This window comes from Dietzia sp. KRD202, from assembly GCF_017168155.1.
Lineage (GTDB): Bacteria > Actinomycetota > Actinomycetes > Mycobacteriales > Mycobacteriaceae > Dietzia > Dietzia kunjamensis.
This window is the reverse complement of the sequence record NZ_JABFAN010000005.1, coordinates 59849-83463: the sequence shown is the minus strand read 5'-3', so window position 1 is coordinate 83463 and position 23615 is coordinate 59849. Positions and strand designations below refer to the sequence as shown.

The 23615-nt window shown below is 71.0% G+C and carries 20 protein-coding genes and 3 tRNA genes; 8 read left to right on the top strand and 15 right to left on the bottom strand.

The annotated features are described in order from the left end of the window. Positions 1 to 9: 9 nt before the first annotated feature. Together hrpA and J1M64_RS01160 are read right to left on the bottom strand one after the other, a co-directional pair. Positions 10 to 3924 carry an ATP-dependent RNA helicase HrpA gene (gene hrpA / locus J1M64_RS01165; RefSeq protein WP_206472253.1) on the bottom strand — a complete coding sequence of 1305 codons (3915 nt, stop codon included), beginning with the start codon at positions 3922 to 3924 and terminating at the stop codon, positions 10 to 12. A 51-nt stretch (positions 3925 to 3975) separates the two neighbouring features. After that, positions 3976 to 4164, bottom strand: a complete 189-nt coding sequence (locus tag J1M64_RS01160) for a hypothetical protein (RefSeq protein WP_067717794.1) — start codon at positions 4162 to 4164, stop codon at positions 3976 to 3978. 49 nt (positions 4165 to 4213) lie between these two features. Between J1M64_RS01160 and J1M64_RS01155 the strand changes: the two genes are divergently transcribed. Continuing rightward, positions 4214 to 4906 carry a hypothetical protein gene (locus J1M64_RS01155; RefSeq protein ID WP_206472244.1) on the top strand — a complete coding sequence of 231 codons (693 nt, stop codon included), beginning with the start codon at positions 4214 to 4216 and terminating at the stop codon, positions 4904 to 4906. Here J1M64_RS01155 and J1M64_RS01150 read toward each other — a convergent pair. Continuing rightward, positions 4881 to 5540 carry a TrkA family potassium uptake protein gene (locus J1M64_RS01150; protein WP_206472628.1) on the bottom strand — a complete coding sequence of 220 codons (660 nt, stop codon included), beginning with the start codon at positions 5538 to 5540 and terminating at the stop codon, positions 4881 to 4883. The genes J1M64_RS01155 and J1M64_RS01150 overlap by 26 nt on opposite strands. Positions 5541 to 5616: 76 nt before the next feature. Further along, positions 5617 to 6279, bottom strand: a complete 663-nt coding sequence (locus tag J1M64_RS01145; protein ID WP_154827605.1) for a TrkA family potassium uptake protein — start codon at positions 6277 to 6279, stop codon at positions 5617 to 5619. A gap of 98 nt (positions 6280 to 6377) precedes the next feature. Here J1M64_RS01145 and J1M64_RS01140 point away from each other — a divergent pair, with 98 nt between their 5' ends. The 3 genes from J1M64_RS01140 to dxs all read left to right on the top strand — a co-directional run bounded on the left by J1M64_RS01140 (position 6378) and on the right by dxs (position 11718). Further along, on the top strand, positions 6378 to 8384 hold the full coding sequence (locus tag J1M64_RS01140; protein WP_241260930.1) for an APC family permease: 2007 nt from the start codon (positions 6378 to 6380) through the stop codon (positions 8382 to 8384). Beyond that, entirely contained in the window at positions 8381 to 9724 is a 1344-nt protein-coding gene (locus tag J1M64_RS01135) for a class I SAM-dependent RNA methyltransferase (RefSeq protein ID WP_206472242.1), read from the top strand. The genes J1M64_RS01140 and J1M64_RS01135 overlap by 4 nt, the downstream gene beginning before the upstream one ends. A 119-nt stretch (positions 9725 to 9843) precedes the next feature. After that, positions 9844 to 11718 carry a 1-deoxy-D-xylulose-5-phosphate synthase gene (gene dxs / locus J1M64_RS01130; protein WP_182634050.1) on the top strand — a complete coding sequence of 625 codons (1875 nt, stop codon included), beginning with the start codon at positions 9844 to 9846 and terminating at the stop codon, positions 11716 to 11718. An 87-nt stretch (positions 11719 to 11805) separates the two neighbouring features. Here the strand turns inward: dxs and J1M64_RS01125 are convergent, their stop codons facing one another. Together J1M64_RS01125 and J1M64_RS01120 are read right to left on the bottom strand one after the other, a co-directional pair. Continuing rightward, positions 11806 to 13044, bottom strand: a complete 1239-nt coding sequence (locus J1M64_RS01125) for an HRDC domain-containing protein (RefSeq protein WP_206472240.1) — start codon at positions 13042 to 13044, stop codon at positions 11806 to 11808. Further along, a complete protein-coding gene (locus J1M64_RS01120) occupies positions 13041 to 13628 on the bottom strand; it encodes a DUF3000 domain-containing protein (protein WP_159147774.1) in 588 nt (195 codons plus the stop codon). The genes J1M64_RS01125 and J1M64_RS01120 overlap by 4 nt, the downstream gene beginning before the upstream one ends. Positions 13629 to 13734: 106 nt before the next feature. Here J1M64_RS01120 and hemE point away from each other — a divergent pair, with 106 nt between their 5' ends. The 3 genes from hemE to hemQ are packed head-to-tail and all read left to right on the top strand — an operon-like array spanning position 13735 to position 16931. Beyond that, positions 13735 to 14847 (top strand): uroporphyrinogen decarboxylase, encoded by a 1113-nt coding sequence (gene hemE / locus J1M64_RS01115; RefSeq protein WP_206472238.1) that lies wholly within the window; start codon positions 13735 to 13737, stop codon positions 14845 to 14847. Positions 14848 to 14849: 2 nt separating this feature from the next. Next, positions 14850 to 16232, top strand: a complete 1383-nt coding sequence (hemG, locus tag J1M64_RS01110; RefSeq protein WP_206472236.1) for a protoporphyrinogen oxidase — start codon at positions 14850 to 14852, stop codon at positions 16230 to 16232. A gap of 3 nt (positions 16233 to 16235) precedes the next feature. Continuing rightward, the gene (gene hemQ / locus J1M64_RS01105) at positions 16236 to 16931 is read left to right on the top strand and encodes a hydrogen peroxide-dependent heme synthase (RefSeq protein WP_069389059.1); all 696 of its coding nucleotides are present in this window, start codon (positions 16236 to 16238) and stop codon (positions 16929 to 16931) included. A 104-nt stretch (positions 16932 to 17035) separates the two neighbouring features. Here hemQ and msrB read toward each other — a convergent pair whose 3' ends face one another. From msrB to J1M64_RS01085, 4 genes are read right to left on the bottom strand one after another with little or no spacing between them, the layout of a single operon-like run. After that, positions 17036 to 17470, bottom strand: coding sequence for a peptide-methionine (R)-S-oxide reductase MsrB (gene msrB / locus J1M64_RS01100; protein WP_154827592.1), 435 nt, complete (start codon positions 17468 to 17470; stop codon positions 17036 to 17038). A 9-nt stretch (positions 17471 to 17479) separates the two neighbouring features. Then, positions 17480 to 18676 (bottom strand): glycosyltransferase family 87 protein, encoded by a 1197-nt coding sequence (locus J1M64_RS01095; RefSeq protein WP_271799011.1) that lies wholly within the window; start codon positions 18674 to 18676, stop codon positions 17480 to 17482. A 53-nt stretch (positions 18677 to 18729) separates the two neighbouring features. Beyond that, entirely contained in the window at positions 18730 to 20271 is a 1542-nt protein-coding gene (locus J1M64_RS01090) for an alpha/beta hydrolase (protein ID WP_307872336.1), read from the bottom strand. Continuing rightward, on the bottom strand, positions 20268 to 21008 hold the full coding sequence (locus J1M64_RS01085; protein ID WP_241260929.1) for a dihydrofolate reductase family protein: 741 nt from the start codon (positions 21006 to 21008) through the stop codon (positions 20268 to 20270). Before J1M64_RS01085 ends, J1M64_RS01090 begins: the two co-directional genes overlap by 4 nt. A 57-nt stretch (positions 21009 to 21065) precedes the next feature. On the opposite strand from J1M64_RS01085, the gene zapE reads away from it, so the two are divergent. Next, a complete protein-coding gene (gene zapE, locus J1M64_RS01080) occupies positions 21066 to 22082 on the top strand; it encodes a cell division protein ZapE (RefSeq protein WP_206472226.1) in 1017 nt (338 codons plus the stop codon). 14 nt (positions 22083 to 22096) lie between these two features. Here the strand turns inward: zapE and J1M64_RS01075 are convergent, their stop codons facing one another. The 5 genes from J1M64_RS01075 to J1M64_RS01055 form a co-directional block, all read right to left on the bottom strand. Continuing rightward, positions 22097 to 22630: a GNAT family N-acetyltransferase gene (locus J1M64_RS01075; RefSeq protein ID WP_206472215.1), complete on the bottom strand. Its 534-nt coding sequence runs from the start codon at positions 22628 to 22630 to the stop codon at positions 22097 to 22099. A gap of 23 nt (positions 22631 to 22653) precedes the next feature. Beyond that, on the bottom strand, positions 22654 to 22884 hold the full coding sequence (locus J1M64_RS01070) for a hypothetical protein (protein WP_206472213.1): 231 nt from the start codon (positions 22882 to 22884) through the stop codon (positions 22654 to 22656). 108 nt (positions 22885 to 22992) lie between these two features. Further along, a tRNA-Val gene (locus tag J1M64_RS01065) sits at positions 22993 to 23064 on the bottom strand. 28 nt (positions 23065 to 23092) lie between these two features. Continuing rightward, a tRNA-Cys gene (locus J1M64_RS01060) sits at positions 23093 to 23166 on the bottom strand. A 49-nt stretch (positions 23167 to 23215) separates the two neighbouring features. Beyond that, positions 23216 to 23288, bottom strand: a tRNA-Gly gene (locus J1M64_RS01055). Positions 23289 to 23615: the final 327 nt, after the last annotated feature.

Genomic DNA, 23615 nt, shown 5'->3' with positions numbered 1-23615 from the left:
CACGCGGCATCATCGGGACGACCGCGGGGCGAGCGCAGCCGCCACCGCCTTGTCGATCCGCTCTGCCGATACCGGCCGGGCGGTACCAAGCGACTGCGCGAACAGTCCCACCCGGTACTCGGCGAGCATCCACCGCAGGTCCCGGCACGCCCGTGCGCCACCCGGCCGCTGTCGCAGCGCGGCGCACGCCTCCTCGACGATCGACTCGGAGCGGTTCAGCTTCGCCGTGAGTTCGCCGTGCCGGGCGGGTGACTTCTCGGCGAGGTCCAACCGGAGGCCGATTGCCCGTACATGTCGCTCCAGATGTGGAAGCACATCCGAGGGATGGCGCGCGAGGAATCCGCGCCCGACGAGGAAGTCCAGTGAAGGACGGACCTCGTCGGCGACGTCTGCCGGCGCCTCCGCCAGACGGCCCGACACGGACTGGGCGGACATCAGCGCGGGAACCGCCGACGAGATCGCGGACGCCACCGCACCGGGGACCTCCGCCCGCGCAGTGACCTGGAGTTCGTGGAACTCCGCGACCGTGAGAACCGGTGCGCCCTTTCGCCGGGCGATGATCCGCCCACTCGCGGCGAGCGAGGCATCCGACACCAGGGATTCCATCCCGCCGTGCGGGTACTGGGTGAGCGCGAGTCGCTGCTGGACCGGACGGCCGCGCAGAATCGACGCCGCGGAGACCAGGCCTGCCGAGACCAGCGTGAGCACCGCCGACGCCTGAGTGGATCGACGCTCGTCCTCCGTGGCGCACGCCACGAGGTGGATTCCGTCCCCACCGACACGCAGGGCGGGGTAGACGGTCACCTCGACCCCGTCCACCGAGCCGGTGACCGACTGCGGGAGGTCGCCGATGGTATCGGATGTCCACTCCCGGTAGGGCCCCTTGCCGGGTACCAGACGGGCGTTGAGGGTCGCCCGTACCCTGTCCACCAACCGGGTCCTCAACTGCGCGAGATCTGTTCCGGAGGCCACGACCTCGTCCCCGTCGACCACCTCGAAACGCATCCGGAGATGGCCCGGTAGCTGGTTCTGATCGAAGTCACGCGGGTCGACCGTGGTACCGATCCGAGCAGACAGCGCCCGCGCGAGCGCGACGGACAACGGGGCGGACCGGGGCGAGACGTCTCCCGCCAACAGCGACGCGAACTCGGCGGGCGGAGAACACAGTCGACGCAGATACTTGGGCAGCGTGCGGAGCATTTCCGTATAGAGTTCCTCCCGCAGCCCCGGCACCAGCCATTCGAACCCGGCGGTGGTGACCGAGGACAGCTGCGGCAGCGGGATGCGCACCGTGATCCCGTCGGTGGTGACGCCCGGATCGAACGCGTACCGCAGTTCGAAACTCCGCTCTCCCTGACGCCAGAGGGGCGGGAAATCGGCGGCATCGGGCACCGCCTCGGAGGTGCGTATGTCCTCGGGGGTGAGACGGAGGGCCTCCTGGTCGCGATGACCACGCTTCTTCCACCAGGACTCCAGATGCCGGCCGGAGGTGATGTCCTCGGGCAGGCGATCGAGATAGAAGGCCACCACTGCCTCGTCGTCGATCACCAGATCCCGACGGCGGCTCCGCGTCTCCAGTTCACGGGCCTGCTCCACGGCCTCGGCGTTCTCGCGGATGACCGGGACCCGGGTATCCAGGCGTCCTTCCACGATCCCGTGGCGGACGAGCATCTCGCGGGCGAGCGGGGCGTCGACCCTGGAGAGCAGGATCCGCCGCGCCTCCACCACGGTCAATCCCAGCAGCAGCACCTTCTCATACGCCATCGCCGCACCCTGGGCGTCCGACCAGTGCGGTTCGGAGTACTGGGTGCGGGTGAGGTGACCCCCGAGTTGTTCGATCCACCCCGGATCGATCCGGGCGACATCACGCGCCCACAACCGGGACGTCTCGACGAGCTCGGATGCCATCACCCAGCGGGGAGGCTTCCTGGACAGGTCCGACCCGGGGAACACCTGGAACCGGATGCCCCGGGTGCCCCGGAACTCGCGCGTCTCCTCGTCTCGCATACCGACATTGGTGAGCAGACCGGTCAGGACCGCCTTGTGAAGGTCGTCCTCCGCAGCGTGTCCGGACGCGGGACGCCACCCTCGTTCACGGCACATGCTCCGCAGCTGGGAGTTGAGGTCCTGCCACTCTCGGATGCGTAGCCAGTGCAGATACTCCGCCTTGCACATCTTTCGGAAGGCGCTGCCGGACAGCTCACGGCGCTGCTCGGTGATGTACCTCCACAGATTGAGATATCCGAGGAAGTCGGAGGTCTTGTCCGCGAAGCGGCGGTGCAGCAGGTCCGCCTTGTCCCGCTCCTCCGCGGGACGCTCGCGGACGTCCTGCACCGTCAGTGCGGCGACCACCACCAGCACGTCCGACAGCGAACCGTTGCGGTGGCCCTCGACCACCATCCGGGCGAGTCGGGGATCGAGGGGGAGTGCCGCCATGTCACGGCCCACCTCGGTCAGGTGAGGGCGCTCGTCGTCGTCGACCCTGACGGCCCCGAGTTCGGAGAGCAGGGTGAGCCCGTCCCGGACGGCCTTGCGGTCCGGGGGTTCCACGAACGGGAAGTCGTCGACGGGGCCCAGGTCCAGATCCGCCATCGACAGGATCACCGAGGCGAGGTTCGTGCGCAGGATCTCCGGGTCGGTGGACTCCGGTCGCGAGTCGAAGTCCTCCTCGGAGTAGAGGCGGATACATATCCCGTCGGCGACGCGGCCGCAGCGTCCCGCGCGCTGCGCGGCGGAGGCCTGGGACACCGGTTCGATGGGTAGTCGCTGCACCTTGGTCCGGGTGGAGTAGCGGGAGATCCTCGCCAGGCCGGTGTCCACGACGTAGCGGATGCCGGGCACGGTCACCGAGGTCTCGGCGATATTGGTCGACAGGACCACCCGCCGGGTGGAATGGGCCCGGAACGCGCGCTGCTGTTCTGCTGCCGTGAGGCGGGCGAACAGCGGGAAGATCTCGGTGCCCGGGAACTTCCGGCCCCGCAGCACCTCCTCGGCGTCGCGGATCTCACGCTCACCGGAGAGGAACACGAGTACGTCACCATCGTCCTCGCGTAGGAGCTCCGCAACGGCGTCGGCGAGCGCGTCGAGGGGATCCAGGTCGACCACGCGATCGGCGTGTACGACCTGAAGGGGCCGGTACCGGACCTCCACGGGATAAGTGCGCCCCGAGACCTCGATGACCGGGGCCGGGCGCCCCTCCGCGCCGGCGAAGTGACGGGCGAAACGGTCCGGGTCGATCGTGGCGGAGGTGATGACGAGTTTGAGGTCCGGGCGACGGGGCAGGATCTGCTTGAGATAACCCAGCAGGAAGTCGATGTTGAGACTGCGTTCGTGGGCCTCGTCGATGATGATCGTGTCGTAGGCCCGCAGCAGCCGGTCACGCCGGATCTCGGCGAGCAGCACACCGTCGGTCATGAGCTTGACCGCTGTCTCGGGGCTGGTGCGGTCGTCGAAGCGGACGGCGGACCCGACCGGGCCACCGATCTCCACCCCGAGCTCGTCCGCGATCCGCTCGGCGACGGAGCGGGCGGCCAACCTCCTCGGCTGGGTGTGGCCGATCATGCCCTTGACCCCGCGCCCGAGTTCCAGGCAGATCTTGGGGATCTGGGTGGTCTTGCCCGACCCCGTCTCGCCGGCGATCACCACCACCTGGTTGTCCCGGATCGCCTCGGCGATCTCGTCCTTGCGTGCGCTGACCGGGAGCTGTTCCGGGTAGCGGGGGGTGGGGATCGACTCTGATCGGCGCCGCACGCGCTCGGCCGCCTCGTCGATCCTCCGTCCGAGGTCATCCAGTTGGTCCACCCGGGCACGCTGGACCCGGGACCGGAGACGATGGGCGTCGAGGGTGCCGACATCGTCGAGACGGGCGAAGAGTTCGTTTCGGGCTCGGCGGAGATCGGGGGTGGCTGAGGAGGACGACGGCATGGTTCCCCAAGGATATCGACTCGCATCCCCGGGCTCCGACCGGCGCGGTCCCTAGTCGACGACGCCGTCCCGCCGACTCTGGATCCTCGCGTAGCGCTCGTGCAGCCGCTCCCGCACCTCATCGGGCTCGTAGGACCGCCGACGCCGCTCGGAACGGGCCGCCAGGATCCCCGTGGCGGCCACCCCCGCCGCACCCGCCGCGCCGATCACCTTGAGCCACTGTCGTCCCCTGGGAGCCATACGGCCGAGACTAGGCGGGTACGCACGGGCGGCCTGGCAGGATCGCGGTATGAGCGTCGACACCGTCCCCCTGGCCGCCGCGGCGCACCGCACCCGCACCGGGGACCTCTGGCTCTTCCGTGGCCGGAGCACGGCGGACCGGTTGATCCAGACCCTCACGAACGCGCCCGTCAACCACGTGGGCGTCGCGGTGGTCCTGGACGACATGCCGCCGCTGCTGTGGCACGCCGAGATGGGACGGGCGCTGCCGGACGTGTGGACGGGTCGCCACCAGCGCGGGGTGCAGCTGCATGACCTCGAGTCGGCTGTGCGGCAGTGGGCCGGACCGTACGGCCAACGAGCGTGGTTCCGCCAGATCTCCCCGGAGGTGGGTGGGGAACACGAGGACGCGCTACTGGAGTCGATCGCCCGGTTGAACGGGGTGTCCTTCCCCTCCGCGGGACGTCTCACCGCGAGGTGGGCACGAGGACGGTGGGCGGCACGCGGGAAGCGGCCGGGCGTCACGGGTCGCAGTGACCGACCGGGGTCCGATGCCGGTGCGGCGATGCGTATGGAGGCGGCGTACTGCGCGGAGGTCGTGGGGGTCACCCTGGAGGCGATGGGTGTACTCCTGCCCGCGGGTGAGGCGAGTTGGTACGACCCCGGCCGTTTCTGGAGCGGCGACGACCTGCCCCTGGCACCGGGATGGGACTACGGACGGGAGATCGCCGTGACGGTCACCCGCCCAGCACGACCTCACTGATACCGGCCTCGACCTCCTCCGGGGCCACCACGAGCAGTTCGTCGCCGGGCTCGAACGGAACGTCGGGTTCGGGGACGATCACCCGCCCGCCGCGCAGGATCGCGACGAGGGCGGCGTCCCGGGGAAACCGCACGCGCGACACCGACCGCCCCGCCAGCGGGGTCTGGTCCGGCAACGTCACGCTCACCAGGTTCGCGCCTCCACGGCGCAGGGTCATCAGACGGACCACGTCGCCGACGGAGACCGCCTCCTCGACGACCGAGACGATCAGCCGGGGCGTCGACACCGCCACGTCGACGCCCCAGCGCTCGTCGTAGAGCCACTCGTTGCGGGGATCGTTGACGCGGGCGACGACCCGGGACACGGCGAATTCGGTCTTGGCCAACAGGCTCACCACCAGGTTGGCCTTGTCATCACCAGTGGCGGCCACCACCACGTCCGCCGCCTGCACGTCCAACCGTTCGAGGACGCTGAGCTCGCAGGCGTCGCCGACCTGTTGATCCGCACCGTCGACAGGGTCGGCCGCGAACACGGAGGAGCGCTTGTCTATCAGCGTGACGTGGTGGCCGCCGGCCACGAGTTCGCGTGCGATCGACCGTCCGACGACGCCGGCTCCGGCCACCACCACCCTCATGGTCGCGGAGTACACGGTCCTGGCCGGGGCGCCGGCGAGCAATCCCGACCCGTCGGCGTAGTCGGGGACGGAATCCTCAGACATCGGAGGGTCCTTCCTGCACCAGGTCGTCCAGTTCCGACACCGTCTGCGAGGGCACGACGATATGGAGGACATCGTCAGCCTGGACGAGCGTGTGAGCGTCCGGGAGGCGGCTCTCGCCGAAGCGGGTGACGGCCGCAGCACGTCCTCCGACCGCGGCCCCGAGCCGGTCGACCGGGACCCCGACCCACGCCGCCGGTGCGTCGAGGGCGACGAGGGACACGGAGTCCGTCTGGTCCCGCCACTCGACGGGACTCGACCCGGCGGTGATGTAACGGACCAGACGACCGGTGGCCCACGGAACCGTGGCGATGGTGGAGATCCCCAGTCGTTCGTAGACCTCTGCGCGTCCCGCGTCGTAGATGCGCGCAATCACCCGGTCGACGCCGAAGGTCTCCCGGGCCACGCGCGCGGCGATGATGTTCGAGTTGTCCCCGGAGGACACTGCGGCGAATGCGTCGGCCCCCTCGAGCCCGGCCTCGGTGAGCACCGTCTTGTCGAAGCCCTGGCCGGTCACCGTGCGTCCCGAGAACTCGGCCGACAATCTGGCGAACGCAGCCGAGTCGCGGTCGATCACCACAACCTGGTGGCCGGCTGCGTCGAGTTCGACGGACAGCGCGGCCCCGACACGACCACAGCCCATGACGACGACCCTCATGACGAGTCCACTCCTCACGGCCCACGCACGTGAGCCAGTGACGGACACGCTACTCACACCCACGGATGCTGCCCGGCGGGGCTCGCGGGCCCTACGATATGTCGGTGTCCAGGATCTCGAAGGTCTCCATGGGAACCAAGCGTCTCCTCGTGGGGCGCCCCTCCCGCAGCGACACGATCGGTGCCACCAGCCTCCGCAAACGGATCGCGTTGCCGGTGTTCGCGTCCGATGCGCTGTCCTCGGTGGCCTACGCCCCGCAGGAGATCTTCCTCGTGCTCTCCATCGCCGGGGTCTCGGCACTCACGTTCACCCCGTGGGTGGGACTGGCGGTGGCGGCGGTCCTGGTGGTCGTCATCGCCTGTTACCGGCAGAACGTCCGCGCCTACCCGTCGGGAGGGGGCGACTACGAGGTCGCCACCGTCAATCTGGGTCCGAGTGCGGGCCTGGCGGTCGGTGCGGCCCTGCTGTTCGACTATGTCCTCACGGTGGCCGTGTCGATTTCGGCCGCCGCCGCGACCATCGGATCGGCGATCCCCTTCGTCCAATCCAGGGAGATTCCGTTCGCCGTCCTGGCGATCATCCTCCTGGCGGCGCTCAACCTGCGTGGGCTCCGTGAGACCGGCGCGATGTTCGCCGTGCCCGTCTACGCGTTCCTCGCCTCCATGACCGCACTCATCGTCTGGGGGCTGTTCCAGGTGGAGATCCTGGGCCGCGACCTCCGGGCCGAATCCGCGGGATTCGAAATGGTGCCCGTGGACGGGGCGGAGTTGGCCGGACTCGCGCTCGCCTTCGTCGTCGCCAAGTCCTTCGCATCCGGATGTGCCGCCCTGACCGGTATCGAAGCCATCCACAACGGTGTCCCGGCCTTCCGGAAGCCGCGGGCCCGCAACGCCGCCGTGACGCTGGCCGTCCTCGGGGTTCTCGCGGTTTCGTTCCTCCTGGGGCTCATCGCCCTGGCCGGTCGGCTCGGGGTCCGGATCGCCGAGCAACCGGCGGCACAGTTGATCGGCGCTCCGGAGGGGTACCGGCAGAAGACGATGATCGCCCAGTTGGCGCGACCGGTCTTCGAGGGGTTGCCGCTCGCCTTCTACGCCGTCATCATCATCACCGCGCTGATCCTGGCACTCGCCGCCAACACGGCGTTCAACGGGTTCCCGGTGCTGGCCTCGGTCCTCGCTCGCGACAAGTATCTGCCCCGACAGCTCGCCACCCGCGGGGACAGGTTGGCGTTCTCCAACGGGATCGTCGTCCTCGCGATCGCGGCAGTCGTGTTGGTCGTGGCGTTCGACGCCCAGGTGTCGCTCCTCATCCAGCTCTACATCGTGGGCGTGTTCGTCGCCTTCACCCTCGGCCAGCTCGGCATGGTCCGACACTGGACCCGGCGCCTGGACCACGAGCGGGTCCCGTCCGTGCGTCGGCGGATCCACAGGTCCCGGGCGATCAACGCCGTCGGGTTCCTCGTCACCGCCGGCGTCCTGGTGATCGTCATGGCGACCAAGTTCCTCTCCGGGGCCTACATCGCGGTCCTGGCGATGCTCGGAGCGTTCGGGATCATGCGACTCATCCACCGGCACTACGTCGCGGTCGCCCGCGAACTCGACGACTCCTCGTGGGAGGTCGTCCTGCCGAGCCGGACACACTGTGTGGTCTTGGTGTCCAAACTGCACCTGCCCACCCTGCGGGCCCTGGCCTACGCGCGGGCGGCACGCCCGGACTCGATCGAGGCGTTGACGGTGAACATCGATACCGCCGAGACCCGTGCCCTCGTGAGGGAATGGGATCGACGCGGCATCTCGGTTCCGCTCAAGGTGGTCGAGTCCCCGTACCGTGAGATCAACCGTCCCGTGGTGGACTACGTGAAGCGCCTTCGCGATCAGGCGCCGCGGGACGTGGTGACCGTGTACATCCCCGAGTACGTGGTGGGCCACTGGTGGGAGCAGATACTGCACAACCAGAGCGCGCTGCGCCTCAAGACCCGCCTGCTCTACGAGCGAGGTGTCATGGTGACCAGCGTCCCGTGGCAGTTGTCGTCCTCGGACGGCCGCGCGGAGCAGGCCCGCGACGAACCCATCGTCGGACGCTGGCGTGGACCGGAGGAAAGATGACCCAGGGCCGAGCGACCGGCTGGACGGGCCGTGTGGTGCGCCTGCGCATGGAGGGACCGGCGCACGGCGGCGAGTTCGTCGCGCGCCACGAGGGCCGGGTGGTGTTCTGCCGCGGCGGGATCACCGGCGAACTGGTCGACGTCCTCATCGACGACGACCCCGGGCGCGCGTTCTGTCGAGGGACGGTCCAGGCGGTGGTCGAGGAATCCCCGGACCGGGTGGTCCCGACATGCCCGGCGGCGGCCGCCGGCGCCGGCTGTTGCGACTGGAGCCACATCGCGTCCGATGCCGCCCGCGGTTTCGCCGGCAGGATCCTGGCCGAGCAGGTGTACCGGATCGGCCGGATCGCATACCGGGACGACGCGGTCCCGGTCGAGGTCCCCGCCGCGGATCCCGCGACGTCCGGCTGGCGTACCGTCGCCCGCTGGGTCACCGGCCCCGATGGTGTGCCGGGGGTCCGGAGGGCGCGCTCCCGTGAACTGGTGACCGAGCCCTGCATCCAGCCCGACCCGCGGCTGCGTGATGCGGTCTCCGCCACCACGCTCGGCCCGGGCCGCGAGGTGCTCGGAGTGCTCGGTGACGACGGAATGGTGCACATCGCCCACCGCCCGGCCGTCGGTGACACGCCGCGGGGCCGGAGCGGCCGATCCCGCCGGTCCTCGGCGACCCGCGCCCGGGCGCGTCATTCGCGGGCGGCCGGTTGGGAGATCGTCGCCGGGGGACCGACCGTCGTGAGACGGGTGGGCGGCCACGAGTGGCGGCTGCCTCCCGACGCGTTCTGGCAGGCGCACCGCTCCGCCGCGAGCCACTACAGCCACGAGGTACGCACCACGGTGACGCGCACCCCCGACCTGACCGACATCCCCGAGATCTGGGACCTCTACGGAGGCGCCGGGCTGTTCGCCGCCGGGGTTCGGGACGCGATCCCGGGCGCCCGCGTGACAGTCGTCGAATCCGCCACGGCGTCGCTGCACGCGGCCACGGACACCCTCGGCGGCCCGCCCGGGGACCCCGCCGGCGGGGGAGTGAGGACCCTGCGTTCCCGGGTCGAGACGTTCCTCGAGGACCGCGACGACCGGCCGGCGGACCACCCCGATCCGGAGGTCATCATCCTCGATCCCCCGCGCGGCGGAGCGGGGATCCCGGTCATGCGGCGGCTCGCGGCGACAGGTGCGTCCCGGATCGTGCACGTGGGCTGCGATCCGGCGAGTCTGGCGCGGGACATCGGCGTCCTCGTGGCCGCCGGGTGGACGCTCACGGACCTCCACGGGGTGGCGGCCTTCCCGGGCACCCATCACGTCGAGGGGATCGCCGTACTGGACTCGCCGGGACGCTCCTGATCCGGCACCGCAGGTAGGGGCCCACACGTCCGCCCGTGGGCGAGGTCGCGCGGCGCCAGCCCGTAGACTGACCATTCGACCCAGCAGGGTGTCGGTCACGGAAGGGGCAGTCGACAGCAATGAGCGTGCTCGAACAGGTTGACGGCCCATCCGATCTGCGGCGGCTCGGTCCCGGGGAGTTGGCCGCGCTGTGCGGGGAGATCCGTGAATTCCTCATCCGTAAGGTCGCCGCGACGGGCGGGCACCTCGGCCCGAATCTCGGCGTCGTCGAACTGACCGTGGCGTTGCACCGTGTCTTCGACTCACCCCGCGACCCCGTCATCTTCGACACCGGACACCAGTCCTACGTCCACAAGATCCTCACCGGTCGTCGCGATCAGTTCGACGGGCTCCGCACCCGCGGGGGGTTGTCCGGTTACCCGTGTCGCGCGGAGAGCGAGCACGACGTGGTGGAGTCCTCGCACGCCACGGCCTCCCTGTCGTACGCGGACGGGTTGGCCAAGGCGTTCTCGTTGCGCGGGGAGTCCGATCGGACCGTCGTCACCGTGATCGGCGACGGCGCGATGACCGGTGGCATGGCATGGGAGGCCCTCAACAACATCGCCGCCGCCAAGGACCGCCCCATGGTCATCGTCGTCAACGACAACGGCCGCTCGTACTCGCCGACCATCGGAGGGCTCGCCGACCGCCTCGGCGCGCTGCGGCTCCAGCCGGCGTACGAGAAGGCGATGGATCGCACGAAGAACGCGCTCACGGGCCGCAAGGACGTCGTGGGGAAGGCCGTCTACTCGGTGCTCCACGGCATCAAGACGGGAGTCAAGGACGTCGTGTCGCCGCAGGAGTTGTTCGCGGACCTGGGGCTCAAGTACATGGGGCCGGTCGACGGGCACAATCTCGCCGCCACGGAGGCGGCCCTGCGCCTCGCGAAGGATTTCGGCGGCCCGGTGGTGGTCCACGTCGTCACCCGTAAGGGGATGGGCTACGTCCACGCCGAGAACAACGAGGCGGACCAGATGCACGCCACCGGGGTCATCGATCCCGAGACCGGAAAGCCGCTGGCGACCTCCTCCGCCGTGGACTGGACGTCGGTCTTCTCCGAGGAACTGTGTGCGATCGGTGCCGAACGCGATGACGTCGTGGCCATCACGGCCGCGATGGCCGGGCCGACCGGTCTGGCCGCGTTCGGGGAGCGGTTCCCGGAACGGATGTACGACGTGGGTATCGCCGAGCAGCACGCCGTGGCCTCGGCGGCAGGGCTCGCGCTCGGTGGGCTGCACCCCGTCGTCGCGGTCTATTCGACCTTCCTCAACCGGGCGTTCGACCAGCTGCTCATGGACGTCGCGCTACTCCGACAACCGGTCACCATGGTCCTGGACCGGTCCGGCGTCACCGGCCCGGACGGTGCGAGCCACAACGGGATGTGGGACCTGTCGCTCACCGGCATCATCCCCGGGGTACGCGTGGCCGCTCCCCGGGACGCGACCACCCTCCGGCAGGAACTGCGCGAGGCGGTGGCCTTCGACGACGGTCCGACCGTCGTCCGGTTCCCGAAGGGGTCGGTCGGTGATGCTCTGCCCGCCCTCGCCACGTCCGAGGACGGGGTCGACCGCGTGCACGGATCCGGTGACGCCGAGGTCCTCATCGTCGCGGTGGGGTCGATGGTCGCGCCCGCCATCGCCGCCGCCCGTGCCCTCGGGACAGAGGGCATCTCGGTCGACGTCGTGGACCCCAGATGGGTCTACCCGGTTCCCGCGTCGATCCTGGACGCCGCCCGTGGACGCCGTCTCGTGGTCACGGTCGAGGACAATGGTCTGCACGGTGGCGTCGGGTCGGCGGTGTCGGCATGCCTGGACAACGCCGCGGTGCGGGTCGATCGAGTCGCGCTGGGCATCCCGCAGGAGTTCCTCGACCACGGCTCCCGGGGGGAGATCCTGGCCGACGCAGGACTGACCCCCGAGGGGATCTCGGACAGCATCCGGACCCGACTGGGCTGACCCGGGCCGGATCGCCGGACGCGTGCACACGCGGGCCCGTACCCACGCGTGACAGGGGCGGCGCCGGCCGGTGCCGGTGGCCCGGACTCAGGAATCCGCGCGGAAGCTCCGCACCGCCTCGAGCAGGGGGTCGGTGGCCAGTTCGATCTGCCAGGCACGGGCGCTCTCCGTGAGCAGGACGTCGTGGAGCAGTTCCGCGTCGTCCCCGGACCGGGTCGTGGCCGCGCGCCACACCCACAGTCTCAGCGTCGAGGGTTTGAGCAGGAGCCCGGGCTCCAGACCCAGGTCGTCGGCGAGTGCGCCGATCCGTTCGCGGGCGATCTCGAGCAACTCCGCGGCCTCGGGCTCGTTGCGCTTCCACGACGCGTGCGGCGGGTGCTCGGCGGGCGGCCCCTGCCGGGAGGGCAGGTCGGCCCGCCCCAGCCCGTCGGCCCACTCGAGGGCGGCGAGCCATTCCCCGACGAGCCGTCGGCGGTGAGGTCCGTCGAATCCCTCGATCGCCAGCAGTGCGGTTCTGTTCGTCGGCCCCACCCTGGCGGCCTCCACGATCGCCGCGTCACCGAGGAGCCGCTTGGGGGCGATGTCCCGCTCGGCCGCGACCCGGTCGCGGGCCATCCACAACTCCCTGGCGCGCGCCAGTTGCCGGCCGTCGCGCAGGCTCGACAGGCGGGACAGTCGACGCCAGGGGTCCGGCGCGGCAGGTGCCGGGCCGGACTCCACCAGGTACCGACACTCCGCCTCGAACCATTCGCGACGGCCGAGCTCGTCGAGCCGCGGGAGGACCTCGTCCGCGAGTTCGTGGAGGAACAGCACGTCATAGGCGGCGTAGTCCAACCACGCCGGGGGCAACGGGCGACGGGACCAGTCGGCGGCGGAGTGCGCCTTGGCCAGGCCGATCCCGATGTGCTCGGAGATCATCGCCCCGAGGTTGACCCGCTCGGTGCCGAGGAAGCGTCCGGCCAGTTCGGTGTCGACGAGCGAGGTCGGCGAGACCCCCAGCTCACGCAGCGACGGGAGGTCCTGACTCGCGGCGTGGAGCAGCAGGGGCCGGGTCGACAGGACGTCGGCGAGGGAGCCGACGGTCCGACCCGGGGTCTCCGGGTCCACGAGCAGGGCGGGTCCGGTCGGGGCGCGGAGCTGCAGGAGGAAGGCCCGGTCCGCGTACCGGATCCCCGAGGCGCGTTCGACGTCGACCGCGACGGGGCCGGGCGAGGACCGCAGGGCGTCGGCGACCGCCCCGATTGCGGGGAGGGCGTCGACGAACTCGTACTCGGCCGGGGGTGGCTGTGCCCCGGGCGGGGTCTCGCCGCGGCGGCGCCCGCTCACGACCGCCGGTGCAGGGAGGTCACGCCGACGGGGGGGAGGCCGGCGGCCAGGGCGAGCGTCGTGCAGAAGGCGGACGCGTGGCCGGTCAGGTCGGGCTCGAGGGCGGTCCAGGACGCGCGCAGCTCGAGCTGGTGGGACTGGGGAGGACCGGCGATGTCGCCGTAGCGGACGGAGGCGGTGCTGGTCACGGTGCCACCGAGCGAGGTGTACGGCCCGGCCTGATCGCCGAGGGCCTCGGTGAGCCAGCTCCACGCCACCTGGGGCAGGAGCGGGTCACCTGCCAGCGAGGCCTCCATGTCGGCCTGGATGTAGGCCACGAGTCGGAGGGTGCCGTTCCACGCGTCGTCCCCGGAGGGGTCGTGCAGGAGGATGAGACGGCCGAAGGCGTCGCCGTCGGAGAATTCCGGGACGTCGTCGCCGGAGGGCGGGATGATCTCGACACCGAGCGCGTGACTGTAGGGCGCCAGTCGCTGCGGCGGGCGGATCGGGCCGACCGAGATCTCGGGGCGGACCTCGAGTCGCGACAGCGACTCGACCGCCTCCCGGAAGACCTCGGGCTCGCCGTCATTGACCGATGTACTCACGGGTCGTCACGCTAGCGACCGCCCCGGCGTGCCCCGAGGAGGCGCGCCGTCGCCCGCCCGGGTGGGCTGACCGGCCGCGGCGGCGGCGTCATGGGACGATGGGGGTGTGTTGAACTCTGATGCGTCCTCGACCTCCCGTCCCGCCGACCCCGCCACGGATGCCGTCGCCGGCCGCCGCGCCGGGACCGGCCCGTACCTCGACGAGGTGACCGGAGTCGGTGGCGCCCACACGCCGGTGTGGTTCATGCGCCAGGCGGGCCGCTCGCTCCCGGAGTACAAGCAGGTCCGCGCCGGGTCCACCATGCTGGAGGCCTGTTTCGACCCGGCGATGACGTGTGAGATCACCCTGCAGCCGGTCCGTCGCCACGGGGTGGACGCCGCGATCTTCTTCTCCGACATCGTCATCCCTTTGGCCGCGGCCGGGGTGGACATCGACATCGTGCCCGGAACCGGGCCCGTGGTGGCGGAGCCGATCCGGAACGAGGCCGGTGTCGCCGCGCTGCCCGAGCTCACCCCGGACCGCCTCGAGAAGATCGAGGAGGCCGTGCGGCTGGTCGTGGCCGAACTCGACCCGCAGGTGGCGCTGATCGGCTTCGCCGGGGCCCCCTTCACCCTGGCGTCCTACCTCATCGAGGGCGGACCCAGCCGCAACCACGAGCACACCAAGTCACTGATGTACTCGCGGCCCGACGTGTGGAACGCGCTCATGGCCAAGCTGGCGGACCTGACCACGGTGTTCCTGCGCGCGCAGATCGATGCCGGAGTGGACGCCGTCCAGCTCTTCGATTCGTGGGCGGGAGCGCTCAGCCTGCGGGACTACCGGTCGCTGGTGCTCCCACACTCGACCCGCATCTTCGCCGACGAGATCATCTCGACGGTTCCCCGCACGCACTTCGGCGTGGGCACCGGCGAGCTGCTCGGGGCGATGGGCGAGGCCGGCCCGGAGGTCGTCGGCGTGGACTGGCGCATCCCCCTGGACGACGCCGCCGGGCGGGTGCCGGGCAAGGTCCTGCAGGGCAATCTCGACCCCGCGATGCTCTTCGCCGACCGGTCGGCGCTGGACGGCGAGGTCCGCCGCATCCTCGACGAGGGCCGGCGGGCCCGCGACCTCGGCGCACGCGGCCACGTGTTCAATCTCGGCCACGGTGTCCTGCCCAGCACCGACCCGGGTGCGGTGACCCACGTGGTGGAGCTCGTCCACGAGCTGACCGGGAAGTAACGGTGGGCCCTCGCGTCGCCGTGGTGGGCGGCGGGCTCAGCGGGCTGACGGCCGCCTATCAGCTCTCACGCGAGTTGCCGGACGCCCACGTCACGGTCCTCGAGGCCTCGGACCGGCCGGGCGGGGCCCTCCACACCGTCGACTTCCCGTCCGGTCCGATGGAACTCGGCGCGGAGGCCTTCATCGGCCGCCGCCCCGAGGCGAGCGACCTCGTCGCCGAACTCGGCCTGACCGGGTCGCTGCGTCATCCCGGGCCGCTCGGGCCGGCGATCCTCACCGGGGGTCGGATGGCCCCCATGCCCGTCGGCACGCTGATGGGTCTGCCGTCCGACGTCGGGGCGTTGGCGGACGTGCTGAGCCCGCGGGAGCGCGCCGCGGCCGCGCGCGAGGCCGACCTGCCGCTGGACTGGGAGCCGGGCGGTGACGTCTCGCTCGGCTCGTTGGTCTCCGAGCGGTTCGGGCACGCGGTCGTCGCCCGGCTCGTCGACCCCATGCTCGGGGGCGTGTACGCCGCCCCCAGTACCGGGCTCGGGCTGCGACAGGTGATCCCGGGGCTGGCGCAGGCGTTGGACCGCGGCGCTCCCAGCCTCACGGCCGCCGCGCGGGAGCTCGTCGCGCACCGCGTGCCGGGCCCGGTGTTCGCCACCCTCGACGGGGGTTACCGGCTCCTCGTGGACGCCCTCGTCCGGGCCTCCGGTGCCGTGATCCGTACACACGCCACCTGCACCGCTCTCCACCGGGACGGTTCGGGCTACTCGTTGTCGGTCGCCGGCGACCGCGGGTCGTGGTCCGAGGAGGCGGACCTCGTCGTCGTCGCCGTCCCCGTTCCCCACGCCGCCCCGCTCCTCGAGGGTGCCGGGGGTCTCGACGCCGCGACCCGGGGCCTGTCCGGGATCCGGACGGCGTCCTCGGCCGTCGTCGCGTTGGAGGTCGACCGGTCCCTGGACCTCCCGGAGCGTTCGGGTGTCCTGGTGGCGACCGACGAACCGGTGCCGTTCAAGGCGATGACCTTCACCAGCCGCAAGTGGCCGCACCTCGACACCCGGCCCGGGCACCTGGTCCGGGTGTCGTTCGGGAGGCTCGACGACGACGAGGTGCTCGCCGCCGACGACGCCACCCTCACCCGCATGGCCGAATCCGCGCTGGGGGGACTGTGCGGCTCCGCGCCGACGGTCCTGCACTCGCGGGTGCGCCGCTGGTCCGACGCCCTCGCCGAGATCGGTCCCGGACACGACGCGCGGATCTCGGGCGTGCGCGCCGAACTGGCCGAGCGGCTGCCCGGGGTGGAGGTCGTCGGTGGCGCGACCGAGGGCGTGGGGGTACCCGCCTGTATCGGCTCGGCGCGGGCCGCGGCCCGGCGACTCGCCTCGGGGTGGCAGGATTGAGCCATGGCACGCCTTGACTACAAGAAACTCAACTCGACCCTGCGCTACCTGATGTTCTCCGTCTTCACGGTGACGCCGGGGCAGCTCGGGGAGGACCGGGACGCGGTCGCCGCGGACCTGGAGGAGTTCCTCGCCCGCTACGACGGCACCGACGTGGTGGTCCGGGGTCTCTACGACATCTCGGGCCTGCGCGCCGAGGCCGACTTCATGATCTGGACCCACTCCGAGCACATCGAGGACCTACAGCGGTTCTACAACGAGTTCCGGCGCACCACCCTGCTGGGCCGGGCCAGCACCGCCTACTGGTCCAACACAGCGCTGCACCGCCCCGCGGAGTTCAACAAGAGCCACATTCCGGCGTTCCTCGCCGAGGAGGAGCCGGGGGCGTACGTCTCGGTGTACCCGTTCGTGCGCTCCTACGAGTGGTACCTGCTCCCCGACGAGGAGCGGCGCCAGATCCTCGCCCAACACGGCCGCGCCGCCCGCGAGTACCCGGACGTCCGCGCCAACACCGTGCCGTCCTTCACGCTGGGGGACTACGAGTGGATCCTCGCCTTCGAGGCCCCGCAGCTCGACCGGATCGTCGACCTGATGCGCGAGATGCGGGCGACCGAGGCCCGCCGCCACGTGCGCGAGGAGATCCCGTTCTTCACCGGGCCGCGCGTCACCGCCGGGCAGCTGGCGGCATCGATGCCCTGAGGTCCACCGCGCGCCGACAGCTCGACTTGACGCGAGAGAGGGCCGACCGGGAGCAGTCCCGGTCGGCCCTCTCGTCTCTGTGGGCCGGATGCGGCCGGTCGAGTTCAGCTCTCGGCCGGCTCCAGCGTCATGCTCAGGGAGTTGATGCAGTACCGCAGGTCGGTGGGGGTGCCGTAGCCCTCCCCGGCGAACACGTGCCCCAGGTGACCGTGGCAGTTCGCGCAGATCACCTCGGTGCGCGTCATGCCGAGCGAGGAATCCGTGCGCTCGATGACGGCGCCGCCGGCCAGCGGCGTGAAGAACGAGGGCCACCCGCAGTTGGACTCGAACTTGGCGTCGCTGCGGAACAGTTCGGCGCCGCATCCGCGGCAGCGGTACACGCCCTCGGTCTTGGTGTCGTTGTACTCACCGGTGAAGGGACGTTCGGTGCCGGCCTGCCGCAGGACCTGGTACTCCTCGGGGCTGAGTCGACGACGCCACTCGGTGTCGTCCAGCGTGAAGTCCGGCTGGGGGGCGTGGGTATCGGTGGGCTCGCTCATGCCCGCAGGCTACGCCGACGCGGCGGCCGGTGCGATCCGCTCGTGCCGGCGGGGGTCGCTGCGGCGCCACAGCAGCACCACGAGCACGGTGGCCAGCAGCAGCAACCATCCCAGGGTCGGGTGCGCGAACTCGAGTAGCCGCCCGTAGTAGGGCCAGCGCGCCGACTCCCAGAAGTCGAGGGTGAAGAACCCGTACGCGGCGAGCCACGCCGGCCAGTTGCGGACCAACGACTTGTCCAGCACCACCGTCAGCATGATCGGGATGAGCATCATCGAGTAGTACATCTGGCCGAGGGTGGAGACCAGGAACACACCGGCGAGCACGACCCCGGAGGTGGTGGCCAACCACAGCACCTCGTGGTTGTGGCGGTAGTCCATCAGCAGCCACACGGCGACGAGGGTGGCCACCACGACCAGGATGCGGGCCACCAGGATGACCGGCTCGGGTACGCCGTAGTACAGGCCCATCCCGGCGATCGAGCTGTTGTAGTAGTCGCGGACCTCGCCCATGTAGGCGAGCGTGGTGTCGAGGTAACTGCGGGCGTCGACGGTGAGGGCCCACCCCGCGGCCATGGTGACGGCGGGGATCGCGGCCGCGGTGACGAACGGCTGCCACTGCTTGCGGATGAGAGGCAGCACGAGCAGCGGAGCGAGCATCGGTTTGACGGCCAGGGACAGGCCGATGGCCACGCCGGCCCACCAGAGGCGCCGTCGGTGCAGCAGGTAGAGGAACGCCACCTGGCACAGGAAGATCACGCCGTTGACGTTGGTGAAGACCAGCGTGTTGGTGACCGCCTCGGTGCAGAACGCCGCCAGCAGGATGGCGGGGGCGGCGAACGAGCGGACGTCGAGGTCGAACAGCCGCATGAGCAGCCACAGCGCCGCGATGATCGCGGCGGTGTTGATTCCGATGAACAGCCAGCGCGCCAGCGTGTAGTTGTCGATCAGGCCGAACGGGGCGAGGACGAACGTCCCGCTGGGGGCGTAGAGATAGTGCGGTTGCACCGTCAGCAGGTTCTCGACGTACACCGGCTCACCTGCCAGGAAACGCCTGGTGGCGGCGTAGACGGTGCCGAAGTCGTTCGTGATGGATCCGTTGACGGCCTTGATCAGGACGCGGTGGATGACGGTCATGATCGCCAGCGGCCACAACACGTGGGTGAGGACGCGGGGCACGGTCGACGTGCTTCGGGTGGGCAGCGGCACGACTCGCAGGGTACCGCCTGGCCTCCCGCGTCCCGGTGAGGCACCCCGGCCGGTCAGGACGGGCAGGCCGTGGACTGCTCAGCGGCATCCGGGTCGTCGAGGAAATCGACGACCGCGCCCCGGGCGCATCCGGAGTGCAGGACCACCTGTGCGCCCGGGGCACCCCAGGTGACGATCCGCACGTCGGTGGCCCCGGCGGCGCTGAGGGCCCCGGCGGTGGGTTCGAGTGCGGCGGCACCGGCCCGGGGGTCGGCGATCCCTCCGACCAGGAGTACCGGGGTGTCACCGGGCAGCGAGACGGGCGACCGACCGGGCACGGGCCAGGTGGAGCAGGCGGAGAGCTGCGCGGCGATGATCTCCCCGAACGGCGGGGTCTGCTCCCATTCGGCCCGCAGTTCCTCGACACGGTTGACCGGGACGCGGCGCGACAGGTCGGAGCATCCGGCCACGTACGGCAGCGACGTCCCGGCCAGTTCGGCGGCGCGGTCACGGACGCTGCCCGGGGTGTCCTCGGGGGCGGCGGCCGCGAGGTCGCCCAGGATGACGTCGCCTGGGGAGGCGTCGGCAGCGGAGGCGCCGGACAGGTCCGCCAACGCCGACCGGACCACGTCGGACAGCAACGCCGCCGGGACCGCCACGCCGGGTTCGCGGGCGCGGTCGAGCGCGCGGGTCACGGCCTCGACCTTCTCGTCGGCGTCGCCGGGTCCGCACTCGGTCCGGGTACACGAGGTGGCCCACAGGCGCAGCGCCGCGTCGGAGCCGTCGAGGGCGGCGCGGGCCGCGGCCTCCTGGTCCCCGTCGGCGGGGGCGGGGGAGTCGAGCACGAGCAGGGAGAGGCGACCCGGGTGTGCGCCGGCGTAGGCGAGGGCGGTGCGGGCCCCGGTTCCGATCCCCATCACGGCGAGCCCGGGCACGTCCCACTGCTGGCGTAGACGTTCGAGGTCCTCGGCGGCGCCGGCGGAGCCGAAGTCCAGTTCGCGGCCCTGGAGCTGGTCCGTGCAGGACTGTGAGGTGTCGGCGAGGTCGCCGCGCAGCGCGGGCGAATCGGGGTCGGTGCCCCGATCCGCGAGCCCGTCGAGGGTGCGGCGGGCCGGGAAGGTCAGGCACGTACCGGCCGGGCCGGTCCGTCCGCGGTGGTCCACGACGACCAGCGGTCGGGTGTCAATGAGTTCGGGGCCGGACGAGGCGAGTCGGGAGGCGAGGGTGTCGGCCGGTGTCTCGGGACCGGCGACGACGACGAGGGGCGCCGCGTCGTCGGGTGTCCCCGTCGCGGTGAGCCGCAGGACGGGGGTCTCCCCGAGGAGGGAACACTCCACGGCGGCGCCCTCCGGTATCCCGCCGGTCCGGCCGTCGGGACACGGGACCCAGGTGAGGTCGCTGCGCGGCGCGAGCCAGTCGGGTCGGTCGGCGGTCTCCGCCGCCTCGCCACCGCCGGAGGATCCCCCGGGGCCGTCGCCGGTCGCCAGGCGCGGCCCCGTCGCGGGCAGGGGCGCACACCCGGCGATCGTCACCGCCAGGGCCGCCAGCCCCACGCCGAGTGCCCGTACGTGCCGGTGCCGCGCGACCGCGCGTATGCCCGCTCGACGGTTCCTCACCCGTCGGCCCCGGTGACGACCCAGCGGGTGTAGAGCCCGCCGCGGGGGCACGTGAAGGCCGCGGCGACGCGCAGCGGAACCCGGGTGGCGTCGGTCCCGACGGCCAGTCGCGAGTCGTCGCCGCTGACGATGATCTCGGGGGCGACCGACAGGACGAGTTCGTCGATCGCGCCCTCGCGCAACAACGTCCCGAGCAGCTGCGGACCGCCCTCGAACGTCACCTCGGAGGCCCCGAAGTGTGTGGCGAGGGAACGGACGGAGGTGCGCAGTGGACCCGGATCGAGCACGTGCACCGTGACACCCCGCTTCCGGGCGGCCTCGAGTCGGTCGCCGGGCACTCCGTGGGAGGCGACCACCTGCAGTCCGTCGCCGGCGCCGGCGCAGTGCTCGATGAGCGCGTCGCCCAGCGCGCGGGTGAACACCAGGACGACGGGCGGGGGACCGGGTCGTCTGTCCGCCCACACGGCGGCGGTCCGGGCGGGGCCGTACCCCTCGGCCAGAACGGTGCCCGAGCCCACCAGGATCAGGTCGGACCGGGCCCGCATGGCGTCGTAGACCAGCCGGTCCGTCGGGGTCCCCAGCCCGCCGCTGCGGCCGTCCACGGTGGTCGTGCCGTCGACGGAGGAGATCATCACCGCGCGGATGCACGGCACGGGCAGACCCGGTTCGGGGTCCAGCGCCGCCCACAAGGCCTCGAGTGCGGCGGGGTCGTCGTCGATCACGGTGGGCCGTGTCATGTGCACCGGGGACTCCTTCCGTTCTGACGCCGGGTGTCCCCACGATAGGCTCTGCCCATGGTCTCTCGCCTCGTTGACGTCACCCCGGTGGTCCCTGCCGATCAGCTCGTGGCACAGATGGTTCCCCCGTCGATGTTCGACGATGTCAGTTTCGACTCCTACATCCCGGACCCGGCCGAGCCCTCGCAGGCCGCCGCGGTCAAGGCGTGTCGCGAGTTCGCCGAGTCCGTGGTGGCCAGTCGCACTCCCAAGAAGGGGCTGTTCGGCCGGCGACCGAAGGCGGTGCAGGGGACCGGTATCTATCTCGACGGCGGCTTCGGGGTGGGCAAGACCCACCTGCTGACGTCGATTTACCACAATTGCCCCGAGCCCAAGGCGTTCGGGACGTTCGTCGAGCTGACCCACGTCGTGGGTGCTCTCGGCTTCAACCGGGCCGTCGAGGAGCTCTCCGGGCACTCCGTCCTGTGCATCGACGAGTTCGAGCTCGACGATCCGGGCGACACCATGCTGGTGTCCCGCCTGCTCGCGGAGCTCACCACCGCCGGTGTCAGCGTCGCGGCCACCTCCAACACGCTGCCGGAGCAGCTGGGGGAGGGACGGTTCGCGGCCAAGGACTTCATGCGGGAGATTCGCAAGATGTCGGGGATCTTCGAGTCGATCCGGGTCGACGGCCCGGACTACCGGCACCGTAACCTGCCCCCCGCCCCGGACCCGATGGACGACACCGGACTCGAGGCCGAGGCCGAGGCGGTGGAGGGTGCCACGCTCGACGACTTCGACGCCCTGTGCGAGCACCTGTCGACCCTTCACCCGTCCAAGTACAACCGCCTCGTCGACGGCGTCACGCGGGTCTGCCTCAGCGGGGTCAAGCCGCTGCCGGATCAGTCGATCGCCCTTCGTCTCGTCGTCCTCGCCGACCGGCTCTATGACGCGGGGATTCCCGTGCGCAACTCCGGCGACAAACTGGACGCGATCTTCACCGACGAGATGATCGCCGGCGGCTACCGCAAGAAGTACCTTCGTGCCACTTCCCGACTCCTGGCGCTGTCCCGGTTCGAGACCGTCGGCGGCTGACCGGCAGGCCCCTCTCAGAGCCCCAGTTCGTACACGACGTCGGTGTTGGCGACCCCTCCGACGTCGAAGGTCCGGTTCCCGCGTGGTTCGAAACCACGCTTGACGTAGAACCTGCGGGCTCGGGCGTTGGCGACGTTGGTGGCCAGCCAGATGCTCCGCCTGCCCGCCGCTCTGCACCGTCGGCACACCTCGTCGAGCATGTCCGATGCGATCCCTCCGCCGTGGTGGTCGGGATCCACATAGAACTTGCTGACCCCGGTCGTGGGTCGATGAATCACCTGTCCAGCGCAGCCCGGGTCCATCTCGGTCCCGGCGATCAGCAGGATGTACCCGACCATCTCACCGTCGTCGCCCCGGGCCACCAGAACCTCGTGGCCCGGCGTGACGAGGTGAGCTCTGAACGCCTCCGGGCCGAGGTGCTCGGCGATGAAGGCCCTGATCGCGACCGGCCCCAGTTCGGGAGGGCACGCCAGCGGGAACGTCCGGGCCGCCAAGGCCGAGACGGCGTCGATATCGGCCACCGAGGCGTCACTGAGTCGGGCGGTCACCCCACGAGCCTATAAGGCGCCGTTCAGGCGTGCAGGTGCAGGCTCTCGCCCGTCCGTGCCCCTCTGATGACGAGTTTCTCCGCGTCGTCGCCGCCACCGAGGATGAGCGTGACCTCGAATTCATCGGTTCCCGTGCGCTGCAGATCAGCGAGGACACCGGTGGTGTGCCGGAAGTCGACGACGCGCCCGCGCATGGTCGCGATGTCGGCTTGGTCGATCGTCGTCGAATGGTGGAGGTGGGGCATCGCGGACATACCATCATGATCAGTGACCGAAGTCACGTCGGGAGTGCGTTCCGGTACCGAACGAGCGACAGTCCGCGAAACGACGAACGCCCCGGCCGGAGCCGGGGCGTTGTGTCGTGCGCGATACTGGGATTGAACCAGTGACCTCTTCCGTGTCAGGGAAGCGCTCTCCCGCTGAGCTAATCGCGCGGGCTTCCCGTCCGGACGTATCCGGACGTGGAGGTGGAGACGGGAATCGAACCCGTGTTGACGGCTTTGCAGGCCGCTGCCTCACCACTCGGCCACTCCACCGCAAAGGTATCGAGCCTGGTGAGGACGTCCTGGCTCCTCGATCCCTCCGAGCGGATGACGGGATTCGAACCCGCGACCCTCACCTTGGCAAGGTGATGCGCTACCAGCTGCGCCACATCCGCATCGCTCCCCGGCTCGCTGTTGCTCACCGCGTTGCGAGAATGAACATTAGCCGACGGTCTTCGGGGAACACAAATCGGGGGGCGGAAACAAGTCCTGAGCTGTGCGGACCCGGCCACGGCACGGCGCTCGACCGGGCGGCCCCGCCGAGCCACGCTCGACCCCGGGTGCCCCGTACGCCCCACGGGCCGCCGCAGCCGGTGCGGATGGTGGAGGCGCGGATGGTCGAGGCGGATGGTCGAGGGCCCACGGCACAGCTCGCGACCCGGGCGCGGGCCATCACGCATCGAGACCCTCACGGCCCGCGGCGCGCCCGCCCCCTCAGGGCC

What these genes read in the sequence shown, in the direction of transcription:
- hrpA (WP_206472253.1), bottom strand. Translation starts at nt 3,924, where the DNA reads ATGCCGTCGTCCTCCTCAGCCACCCCCGATCTCCGCCGAGCCCGAAAC.
- hemQ (WP_069389059.1), top strand. Translation starts at nt 16,236, where the DNA reads ATGGCACGCCTTGACTACAAGAAACTCAACTCGACCCTGCGCTACCTG.
- J1M64_RS01135 (WP_206472242.1), top strand. Translation starts at nt 8,381, where the DNA reads ATGACCCAGGGCCGAGCGACCGGCTGGACGGGCCGTGTGGTGCGCCTG.
- J1M64_RS01085 (WP_241260929.1), bottom strand. Translation starts at nt 21,008, where the DNA reads ATGACACGGCCCACCGTGATCGACGACGACCCCGCCGCACTCGAGGCC.
- dxs (WP_182634050.1), top strand. Translation starts at nt 9,844, where the DNA reads ATGAGCGTGCTCGAACAGGTTGACGGCCCATCCGATCTGCGGCGGCTC.
- J1M64_RS01160 (WP_067717794.1), bottom strand. Translation starts at nt 4,164, where the DNA reads ATGGCTCCCAGGGGACGACAGTGGCTCAAGGTGATCGGCGCGGCGGGT.
- J1M64_RS01155 (WP_206472244.1), top strand. Translation starts at nt 4,214, where the DNA reads ATGAGCGTCGACACCGTCCCCCTGGCCGCCGCGGCGCACCGCACCCGC.
- J1M64_RS01150 (WP_206472628.1), bottom strand. Translation starts at nt 5,540, where the DNA reads ATGAGGGTGGTGGTGGCCGGAGCCGGCGTCGTCGGACGGTCGATCGCA.
- J1M64_RS01070 (WP_206472213.1), bottom strand. Translation starts at nt 22,884, where the DNA reads ATGTCCGCGATGCCCCACCTCCACCATTCGACGACGATCGACCAAGCC.
- J1M64_RS01140 (WP_241260930.1), top strand. Translation starts at nt 6,378, where the DNA reads ATGTCGGTGTCCAGGATCTCGAAGGTCTCCATGGGAACCAAGCGTCTC.
- J1M64_RS01145 (WP_154827605.1), bottom strand. Translation starts at nt 6,279, where the DNA reads ATGAGGGTCGTCGTCATGGGCTGTGGTCGTGTCGGGGCCGCGCTGTCC.
- msrB (WP_154827592.1), bottom strand. Translation starts at nt 17,470, where the DNA reads ATGAGCGAGCCCACCGATACCCACGCCCCCCAGCCGGACTTCACGCTG.
- zapE (WP_206472226.1), top strand. Translation starts at nt 21,066, where the DNA reads ATGGTCTCTCGCCTCGTTGACGTCACCCCGGTGGTCCCTGCCGATCAG.